We start from the raw sequence: 8908 nt of genomic DNA on the forward strand, positions 1-8908 counted from the left end.
GCGCGGTCAGCGGGCGGGCAGCGCGTCCGCCAGGGCGACCGCCTCGGGGGCGAGGGCGTGCTCGCCGTCGGCGATGTCCCACAGCGCGTTCTGGAGCAGCCGGGCCCGGGTCCAGCCCGCGGCGCGGGCGCGGTCCAGGCCCAGGGTCTCGGTGAGCAGGTCGAAGCGGCGGCCCACCACCCGGCGTGGATCGGGTGCGACGACCTCGGCCCAGCGGCTGTCGAGGGCCGGCCACAGATCGAACCCCGGGTCGCCCGCGAGGGGTTCGGGGTCGATGGCGAGCCAGGGCTCACGCTCGGCGGCGAGCACGTTCTCGTAGTGCAGGTCCCAGTGGAGCAGCCGGTCGCCGGGCTCGGCGGCGAGTTCGGCGACGGCCGCCGCCCAGTCGGTGAGGCGGCGCCGGTCCGCCGGGTCGGCCAGCGCACCGGCCGCGCGCGGGGCCTCTTCCAGCATCCCGGCGGCGACCGTGCCGAGACCGGGCAGCCCGGCGGGCGCGGGGCGGGCGGTCAGCCGGGCCAGGAGTCCGGCCAGCACGCGCAGCGCCGTGTCGTCGTCGGCCACGTCCGCGAGGGAGCGGGACGCGTCCAGCCGCTCCAGCAGCATCGTGCCGGACGCGGGGTCGTGGTCGAGGAGCCGGACGATCCCGGCGCCGTCCCAGGCGCGCAGACCGACGACGGCCGCGCGCGCCTCGGGCCGGGGCAGTTGCAGCTTGAGCACGGCGGGCGTGCCGTCGGCGCGGCGCACCGGCAGCACCAGCGACGCCTCCCCGGAGCCCGGCTCGCCGTCCCGGCGCAGCTCCCAGCGCTCCAGCATGGCGGCGGCCAGCTCCGGCAGCCCGGCCAGCCACGCCCGGCCCTCCTCACCGAACGCGGCGGCGTACGAACGGGCCAGGGCGGGCGGGACGGTGAGCGGGCGGGCGGGGCTCATACGCGCTGTCCTCGTGGGTCGGCTGCGGGGGCGGTCCCCGCCATGTGAGCATGGGTGATCGTCCGTGTCGAACGTTTTCGGAGGAGACCCGTGTCCCGACCGCCCCTGCCCCAAGCCGCCCAGGACCTGCTGGCCCGCCCCAACCCCTGTGTGATGGCCACTCTCCGCAAGGACGGCACCCCGGTGTCCACGGCCACCTGGTACCTCTGGGAGGACGGCCGGGTCCTGCTCAACCTGGACGGGACCCGGGTCCGCCTCCAGCATCTGCGCAACGACCCGCGGGTGACCCTGACCGTCCTCGACGACGACAACTGGTACACCCATGTCAGCCTGATCGGCCGGGTCACCGAGATCTACGCCGACGAAGGGCTCACCGACATCGACCGGCTGGCGACGCACTACCTGGGCAAGCCCTACCCCGACCGGCTCAGCCCCCGCTTCAGCGCCTGGGTCGAGATCGACCGCTGGCACGGCTGGGGCGAGCAGAAGGACGCCTGACCGGGTCGAGCCGGACCATGAACGCCTCGGCGCCGGAGACCCGGATCCGCTGGACGTGCGCCGGGACCAGGCCCGCGGCCAGCGCCCCGGTCAGCTCCCCGGCGCCGGGGAGCAACAGCACGGCCGTGCCGTCCGGGGCGAGGACCCGGCGCAGCTCCCGCCACCAGCGCTCCGGCGCCCCGGCGAGCCCGCCCAGGGCCGGGACCTGGCCGCCCCACGGCGGATTGCACAGCACCCGGTCCACCGTGCCGTCCGCCAGCGGCAGCCGGGCCGCGTCCGCCCGTTCCACCGTCACCGGCAGTCCCTCGGTGTTGGCGCGGGCCGCCGTCAGCGCCCGCCCGGACAGGTCGAAGCCCAGGTGGCGGGCGGCCGGTTCGCGCAGCGCGCTCTCCGCGAGCAGGGTCCCGGCACCGCAGCACGGGTCCAGGACCAGCGCGCCCGGCGCCGGGTCCGCCAGCGCGGCCATCGCCGCGGCCACCGGGGGATGCAGCGCGCCGGGCACGGTGATCCGCCGGTAGTCCCGGCGGTGCAGGGGACGCCCGCCGCCCCGCAGCATCAGCGCCGCGTGCGTCCCGTCCAGGGTGACCCGCCAGCCCCAGTGGTCCGGCGGCGCGGGGACGCCCGTACGGCGGGAGTGGTACGGCAGTCCGAGGTGCCGGGACAGTGCCTCGCCCACGGTGTCCTCGATGTCGTAGCGGTTGAAGGCGCGGTGGCCGAGGAAGGACGCCGAGACGTCGATGCCGGTGGGGGCGGGTGATCCGGTGGCCGTGCGGCGCAGGGCGAGCGGGGCGCCGGGGTCGGTGGCGGTCACCAGGCCGGTGAGGGCGGGGAGTCCGGCGCGGGCCCGGCCGATGTCGGGGCACCGGGCGGCGTGCAGGAACACATCGTCGGCGGTGCGCGGCGCCGGGACGGAACCGGTGGTGAGGAGGCGGACCTCGCGGTGGCCCAGGCCGGTGACGGCCGTACCGGGGGACCGCAGGACCTCGGCGGCGAGCGCGGACTCCAGTCCGCGGACACACCGCGCCACAAGGGGCGTGTGCATGATGAAGGGCTTCTTCCCGTCAGCACCCGGGACAGCGCTGCGCTGCCCCGCGTCGCCGGCGACGGGGGTCCTCGATTCGCCGGCGGGGGGCTAGCGCAGGGGGAAGAAGTACGTCATGCGGGGGAGTGTAGGGGGCCCGGCGGCGGGGCGCGCGGGAATTGCGGGGCGGGCGGGGTCCGTGGGGCGCCAGGGGTGGGCGGGGGCTGTGTTGTACCGGGAGGTCCATCGGACCCGGGCGCTCGGGACGGGTCAGGGGTGGGCGGGGGCCTCGTCGTACCGGGAGGTCCATCGGATCCGGGCGCTCGGGACGGGTCAGGGGCGGGCGAAGGACGTGTTGTAGCGGCGGATCCGCCGGACCCGGTGCCTCCGGCGGGCGGGGGCCGTGTCGTAGCGGCGGATCCACCGGGCCCGGTGCCTCGGGTGGGTCATGGGTGGGCGAGGGCGTCGTAGTACGCCTTCTGCGCGGGGTAGTAGTCGGCGAAGTCGGGGAGTGGGCCGTCCGTGCGGGCGGCGGTGTGCAGGTCGAGGTAGTACTCCCAGCCGGGGCCGACGGAGCCCAACGCGCCTGTGTCGGTGAAGTGCTGGACCAGTTGCAGCTCCGTCACGCCCGCGGTCTCGGTGAGCCTCAGTTCCAGCCGCCAGGTGCCCGCCGCGTCGGTCGCGGACACCGCGAGCCGGTGCGGGGGCTCGCACGCGTCGATCCGGAGCGGGGACCAGTCCGCCGACTCCTCGAACGCCATCCGGACCTCGACGGTGCGGCCGGGGCCCGGCTCGCCGCGCCAGGGGCCGAACCAGCGGGCGGTGCGCTCCGGTTCGGTGACACCCGCCCAGACGTCCGCGAGCGGGGCGCGGTAGGTGCGGGAGAGGATCAGGTCGTGTCCGGCCGGGGTGCGCTCCAGGCGTCCTGTGGGCTCGGGAGGGGTCATGCGGTGTCCTTCCGTGGTCCGGCCGTGGGGCCGGTGGCGGGGTCGGTGGTGGTCCGGCGGTCCCGGCGGACGCGGTGCACCTCGGTGTCCAGCGCGTCCAGGTGGCGGGACCAGTCGGGGCGCGAGCCGTCGAACTGGGTGAGCCAGCCGGCCAGCGCGACCAGCCCGCCGGGCACCAGGGAGTAGCGGCGGTGCCGTCCCAGCCGTTCGTCGCGGACCAGGCCGCTCTCGCGCAGCACCCGCAGATGACGGCTCACCGCGGGGCGCGTGATGGTGAACCGGGCGGCGATCTCACCGGCCGTCAGGGGCGTGTGCCGCAGCATCACCAGGATCTCCCGGCGTACGGGATCGGCGACGGCTTCGGCGGCGCCGGACAGGTCGTCCATAAGGGGAAGCGTAACCTATGGGTTACGTGTCGGTCGACCGTCCGGCGGGGGGCCGTCGGCCGTGCGGCGGCGTCGAACCGTGATCAAAGGGCAATCCCCGGTGGGTCGGAAAGGGTGGCCGACGGTCGTAGATGTAGTTAGCCTTACCTAAGTCAACGCGTGGTGGGGTGTTCCGCCGCGCACCACGGTCCGGGGGGATACGTGCGAAGAGCGGACCCTCGGGGCCGGAAACTGCTGCGGCGCGCGGTCGGCGGACAGCGCCGCGATGTCGTCCTCGGCGCGGTGCTGGGCATGGGCCATCAGGCCGGTGAGGCACTCGTGCCGGTGCTCATCGGACTCGCCGTCGAACGCGGGGTCGTGGACGGCGACGTCCCCGGACTGCTGCGCTGGCTCGCGGTGTTGGCCGTCGTCTATGTCGGACTGTCCTTCAGCTTCCGGTTCAGCGCCCGCGCCGGGGAACGGGCCTCCGTCACCGCCGCCCACCGGCTGCGCACCGAGCTGATCGGCCGGGTCCTGGCACCCGAAGGCGGCGCCGACGAGGGCCGGTTGCCCGGCGAACTCTCCAACACCGCCACCGAGGACGCCCGCCGGGTCGGCGCCGTCGCCATGGCGCTGATCGTCGCCGTCGCCGCCACCGCCGGACTCGTCGTCGCCGCCGTCGCCCTGCTGCGGGTCTCCCTCACCCTCGGACTGCTCGTGCTGCTCGGCACCCCGCTGCTGCTCTGGCTCGGACACCTGCTCAGCACCCCCCTGGAGCGGCGCAGCGAGACCGAACAGGACCGCGCCGCCCGCGCCTCCGGCGTCGCCGCCGACCTGGTGGCCGGGATACGGGTGCTCAAGGGCATCGGCGCCGCGCCCGCCGCCGTCGCCCGCTACCGCCGGGTCAGCGGCGACTCGCTGGCCGCCACCCTGCGCGCCGCCCGCGCCGAAGCCTGGCAGCACGGTGTCGTCACCCTCCTCACCGGCGCCTTCATCGCCCTGGTCGCCCTGGTCGGCGGACGGCTCGCCGCCAGCGGTGACATCGGCCTCGGTGAACTCGTCGCCTCCGTCGCCCTCGCCCTCTTCCTCATCGGCCCGCTCTCCGAGTTCTCCTGGGTCAACGCCGAACTCGCCCAGGGCCGCGCCTCCGCCACCCGGATCGCCGCCGTGCTGGACAGCGAGGGCGCGGTCACGGACCCCGGCGGCGGTGCGACACCGGCACCAGCACCGGCACCGGCACCGGCACCGGCACCGGACAGCACCGCCGGGCGGCTGCGGCTGCGGAACCTCTCCCACGACGGCGTCCACGCCCTCGACCTCGACATCGCCCCCGGCCAGCTCCTCGGCGTCGTCACCACCGACCCCGCCGACGCCACCGCCCTGCTGCGCTGTCTCGGCCGCCGCGCCGACCCCGACACCGGCACCGTCGAACTCGACGGCACCGCGCTGACCGCCCTCGACCTCACCGCCGTACGGGCCGCGATCCTGGTCGCCGAACACGACGCCGACCTGTTCGAGGGCACCGTCCTGGAGAACGTCACCGCCGCGCTGCCCGAGGGGACCACCGTGCCCCGGGCCGCGCTCGCCGCCTCCGGGACCGACGAGGTCGTCCGCGCCCTGCCCGACGGACTGCACACCCAGGTCACCTCGCGCGGCCGGTCCCTGTCCGGCGGCCAGCGCCAGCGCGTCGCCCTCGCCCGCGCCCTCGCCGCCGACCCGCCCGTCCTCGTCGTCCACGAACCCGCCACCGCCGTCGACGCCGTGACGGAGGCCCGGATCGCCGACGGCATCAAGGACGTACGGCGGGGCCGCACCACGCTGCTCGTCACCAACAGTCCCGCGCTGCTCGCCGTCACCGACCGGGTCGTCCTCCTCGACGGCGGCACGGTGACCGCCGACGGCACCCACCAAGGACTCGTCCGGGACTCCGGCACCTACCGGACGGCGGTACTGACATGACCGGCCCAGAACTCCTCCCCGTCGCCGACGGCGCCCGCACCCGTGCCGCCGTCGCCGCCCTGCTGCGCCCCCAGCGCGGCGCCGCACTCCTCGCGTTCGCCGTGATGACCGGCTCCACCGCCGTCGGACTGCTGGTGCAGCCGCTGCTCGGCCGGATCGTGGACCTGGCCGCCGACGGGGGCTCCGCCGACGCGGTCACCGCCACCGCCGCGCTGCTCGCCGCCGTCGCCGTCGCCCAGGGCCTCAGCGCCGGACACGGGCTGTCGCTGCTGTCCCGGCTCGGCGAGAGCGCCCTCGCCCGGCTGCGCGAACGGTTCGTGGAACGCGCCCTCGCGCTGCCCCTGGACCGCGTCGAGAAAGCCGGTGCCGGGGACCTCACCGCCCGGGTCACCGCCGATGTCTCCCTGATCGCCGAGGCCGTCCGCAACGCCCTGCCCGAACTGGTCCGTTCGCTGCTCACCATCGTGCTCACCCTCGGCGCCATGGCCCTGCTCGACTGGCGGTTCCTGCTGGCCGCGCTGCTCGCCGTGCCCGTCCAGGCCCTCACCGCCCGCTGGTACGTCCGCCGGGCCGTCCCCCTGTACGCCGCACAGCGGGTCGCCGCCGGGGCCCAGCAGCAGCAACTCCTCGACACCGTCGCGGGCAGCTCCACCGTCCGGGCGTTCCGGCTGGAGCACGCGCACACCGAACGGGTCGCCGCACGCTCCCGGTCCGTGGTCGACCTCACCATGCGCGGCGTCAACCTGGTCCTCGGCTTCTACAGCAGACTGCACATCGCCGAGTACCTCGGTCTCGCCGCCGTCCTGTTCACCGGGTACTGGCTGGTCCGCGACGGCAGCGCCTCCCTCGGCACCGCCACCGCCGCCGCCCTGTACTTCCACAGCCTGTTCGGCCCGGTCAACGCCGCCCTCGCGCTGCTGGACGACGCCCAGTCGGCCACCGCCGGACTGGCCCGCCTGGTCGGCGTCACCGACCTGCCCGCCGAGCCCGACGACGAGCGCACCGTACGGCCCGGCGGCACCGACGTCACCGTGCGCGGCCTCGGCCACGCCTACCGGCCCGGCCACCCGGTGCTGCACGACATCGACCTGACGATCCGGCACGGAGAACGTGTCGCCCTGGTCGGCGCCAGCGGCGCGGGCAAGACCACCCTGGCCCGGCTGGTCGCCGGTATCCAGCCGCCCACCTCCGGCACGGTCCTGGTCGGCGGCGTCCCGCCCACCGCACTCGACGGCACCGGCTCCCTCGCCCTGATCACCCAGGAGACCCATGTCTTCGCGGGCAGCCTCGCCGACGATCTGCGGCTGGCCAAGCCCGACGCCACCGACGCCGAACTGCGCGCCGCCCTCGACCGGGTGTCCGCCCTCGCCTGGGCCGACGCCCTGCCCGACGGGCTCGGCACCGTCGTCGGCGAGGGCGGCCACCAGCTCAGCGGCGCCCAGACCCAGGCCCTCGCGCTCGCCCGGCTGGTCCTCGCCGACCCGCCCCTGGTGATCCTGGACGAGGCCACCGCCGAGGCGGGCAGCGCCGGGGCCCGCGCCCTGGAGAAGGGCGTCGCCCGTGCCGTCGACGGCCGTACCGCGCTGATCGTCGCCCACCGGCTCAGCCAGGCCGCCGCCGCCGACCGGGTGGTCGTCATGGACGCCGGACGGATCGTCGAGACCGGCACCCATGACGCCCTGCGCGCGGCGGGCGGACGCTACGCCGCGCTCTGGGCCGCCTGGTCCGACACCCGCACCGCCCCGCACCCCTAGAGCCTCCCCCCACAGACCCGCAGGACCCCGCACGGCCTCTTCACCCCGCTCCACAGGAATCCGAAAGCGAAGGACCCGCCCATGTTCCGCTCCCGCAGGGCGCCCAGGCTCGCCGCCGCGCTCGCCTCCGCCACCCTCCTGCTCGCCACCGCCGCGTGCGGCGGCTCAGGCGACGACTCCGACTCCGCGGCGGCCGACCCGGGGAGCGGCGGCTCCTCCGGCGCGTTCCCGGTCACCCTCGACCACAAGTACGGCAGCACCACCATCGAGTCCGAGCCCAAGCGGATCGTCACCGTCGGCCTCACCGACCAGGACTCCGTGCTCGCCCTCGGCAAGGTCCCGGTCGGCACCACCGAGTGGCTCGGCGGCTACGACGGCGCCGTCGGCCCCTGGGCCGCCGCGAAGATCGGCAAGGCCGAGGTCCCGACCGTGCTCACCGACACCGGCACCGGCCCGCAGGCGGAGAAGATCGCCGCCCTCAAGCCCGATCTGATCCTCGCGGTGTACGGCGGGCTCACCGAGGAGCAGTACACCTCGCTGTCGAAGTTCGCCCCGGTCGTCGCCCAGCCGAAGAAGTACAACGACTACGGCGTGCCCTGGCAGGAGCAGACGCAGATCATCGGCGAGGCGATCGGCGCGGCCGACGAGGCGGCCAAGGTCGTCAAGTCCACCGAGGACGCCATCCGGACCGCCGCCGAGGAGAACCCCGACTTCAAGGGGGCGACCGCCGTCGTGGCCACCCCGTACGAGGGCATGTTCGTGTTCGGCAGCCAGGACCCGCGCTCGCATCTCCTCGGGGACCTCGGGTTCAGCCTGCCCGAGGACCTGGACTCGCTGATCGGCGACCAGTTCGGCGCCAACATCAGCAAGGAGCGCACCGATCTGCTCGACCAGGACGCCGTGGTCTGGCAGGTCACCGACGTCACCAAGGACCCCGACACCCTGCACAAGGACGCCTCCTACAAGGACCTGAACGTGGTCAAGCAGGGCCGTGAGGTGTTCGTCCCCGAGTCCAGCGACTACGGCAACGCGCTGTCCATGGGCACCGTGCTGAGCCTGCCCTATGTGATCGAGCGGCTGGTGCCGCAGCTCGCCGCCGCCGTCGACGGCAGCACGGACACCCCGGTGGAGCAGCCCGCGTCCTGACGCCGGACACACGCGAAGGGGGGCGGTCCCGACGGGCCGCCCCCCTCTCGTGTGCCGTCAGCCGTCCATGGACTCCGCGAGGCTGCGCGGGCGCATGTCCGTCCAGTGGGTCTCCACATAGGTCACGCAGGACTCCCGGGAGTCCGGTCCGTGGACCGTGCGCCAGCCGGCCGGGACCTCCGCGAAGTCGGGCCACAGGCTGTGCTGGTGCTCGTCGTTGACCAGCACCAGGAAGGTGCCCTCGGGGTCGTCGAACGGGTTGCTCATGACGTCCTCTCGTTCCTTGGTAAG

The 8908-nt window shown here is 75.1% G+C and carries 9 protein-coding genes; 4 read left to right on the forward strand and 5 right to left on the reverse strand.

Annotated elements, in window-relative coordinates:
- Positions 1-6: 6 nt before the first annotated feature.
- Entirely contained in the window at positions 7-927 is a 921-nt protein-coding gene (locus tag AB0D49_RS31610) for an aminoglycoside phosphotransferase family protein (protein ID WP_362764057.1), read from the reverse strand.
- A gap of 90 nt (positions 928-1017) precedes the next feature.
- Between AB0D49_RS31610 and AB0D49_RS31615 the strand changes: the two genes are divergently transcribed.
- A complete protein-coding gene (locus tag AB0D49_RS31615) occupies positions 1018-1425 on the forward strand; it encodes a PPOX class F420-dependent oxidoreductase (protein WP_362764060.1) in 408 nt (135 codons plus the stop codon).
- Here the strand turns inward: AB0D49_RS31615 and AB0D49_RS31620 are convergent.
- From AB0D49_RS31620 to AB0D49_RS31630, 3 genes are all read right to left on the reverse strand, one after another.
- Positions 1367-2467 carry a methyltransferase domain-containing protein gene (locus AB0D49_RS31620; RefSeq protein ID WP_362764063.1) on the reverse strand — a complete coding sequence of 367 codons (1101 nt, stop codon included), beginning with the start codon at positions 2465-2467 and terminating at the stop codon, positions 1367-1369. The genes AB0D49_RS31615 and AB0D49_RS31620 overlap by 59 nt on opposite strands.
- Before the next feature lie 425 nt (positions 2468-2892).
- A complete protein-coding gene (locus AB0D49_RS31625; protein WP_362764066.1) occupies positions 2893-3393 on the reverse strand; it encodes an SRPBCC family protein in 501 nt (166 codons plus the stop codon).
- A complete protein-coding gene (locus AB0D49_RS31630) occupies positions 3390-3779 on the reverse strand; it encodes a metalloregulator ArsR/SmtB family transcription factor (protein WP_362764069.1) in 390 nt (129 codons plus the stop codon). The genes AB0D49_RS31625 and AB0D49_RS31630 overlap by 4 nt, the downstream gene beginning before the upstream one ends.
- Before the next feature lie 201 nt (positions 3780-3980).
- On the opposite strand from AB0D49_RS31630, the gene AB0D49_RS31635 reads away from it, so the two are divergent.
- The 3 genes from AB0D49_RS31635 (at position 3981) to AB0D49_RS31645 (ending at position 8617) form a co-directional block, all read left to right on the forward strand.
- Positions 3981-5717 carry an ABC transporter ATP-binding protein gene (locus tag AB0D49_RS31635; RefSeq protein ID WP_362764071.1) on the forward strand — a complete coding sequence of 579 codons (1737 nt, stop codon included), beginning with the start codon at positions 3981-3983 and terminating at the stop codon, positions 5715-5717.
- On the forward strand, positions 5714-7471 hold the full coding sequence (locus AB0D49_RS31640; RefSeq protein ID WP_362764074.1) for an ABC transporter ATP-binding protein: 1758 nt from the start codon (positions 5714-5716) through the stop codon (positions 7469-7471). The genes AB0D49_RS31635 and AB0D49_RS31640 overlap by 4 nt, the downstream gene beginning before the upstream one ends.
- Before the next feature lie 81 nt (positions 7472-7552).
- Positions 7553-8617: an iron-siderophore ABC transporter substrate-binding protein gene (locus AB0D49_RS31645; RefSeq protein ID WP_362764077.1), complete on the forward strand. Its 1065-nt coding sequence runs from the start codon at positions 7553-7555 to the stop codon at positions 8615-8617.
- A gap of 57 nt (positions 8618-8674) precedes the next feature.
- Here AB0D49_RS31645 and AB0D49_RS31650 read toward each other — a convergent pair whose 3' ends face one another.
- A complete protein-coding gene (locus AB0D49_RS31650; protein ID WP_362764080.1) occupies positions 8675-8884 on the reverse strand; it encodes an MbtH family protein in 210 nt (69 codons plus the stop codon).
- Between the last annotated feature and the right edge of the window lie 24 nt (positions 8885-8908).

Origin of the sequence: Streptomyces sp. NPDC048290 (genome assembly GCF_040652095.1) — a bacterium.
Classification (GTDB): domain Bacteria; phylum Actinomycetota; class Actinomycetes; order Streptomycetales; family Streptomycetaceae; genus Streptomyces.

What these genes read in the sequence shown, in the direction of transcription:
- AB0D49_RS31610 (WP_362764057.1), bottom strand. Translation starts at nt 927, where the DNA reads ATGAGCCCCGCCCGCCCGCTCACCGTCCCGCCCGCCCTGGCCCGTTCG.
- AB0D49_RS31620 (WP_362764063.1), bottom strand. Translation starts at nt 2,467, where the DNA reads ATGCACACGCCCCTTGTGGCGCGGTGTGTCCGCGGACTGGAGTCCGCG.
- AB0D49_RS31625 (WP_362764066.1), bottom strand. Translation starts at nt 3,393, where the DNA reads ATGACCCCTCCCGAGCCCACAGGACGCCTGGAGCGCACCCCGGCCGGA.
- AB0D49_RS31630 (WP_362764069.1), bottom strand. Translation starts at nt 3,779, where the DNA reads ATGGACGACCTGTCCGGCGCCGCCGAAGCCGTCGCCGATCCCGTACGC.
- AB0D49_RS31640 (WP_362764074.1), top strand. Translation starts at nt 5,714, where the DNA reads ATGACCGGCCCAGAACTCCTCCCCGTCGCCGACGGCGCCCGCACCCGT.
- AB0D49_RS31645 (WP_362764077.1), top strand. Translation starts at nt 7,553, where the DNA reads ATGTTCCGCTCCCGCAGGGCGCCCAGGCTCGCCGCCGCGCTCGCCTCC.
- AB0D49_RS31650 (WP_362764080.1), bottom strand. Translation starts at nt 8,884, where the DNA reads ATGAGCAACCCGTTCGACGACCCCGAGGGCACCTTCCTGGTGCTGGTC.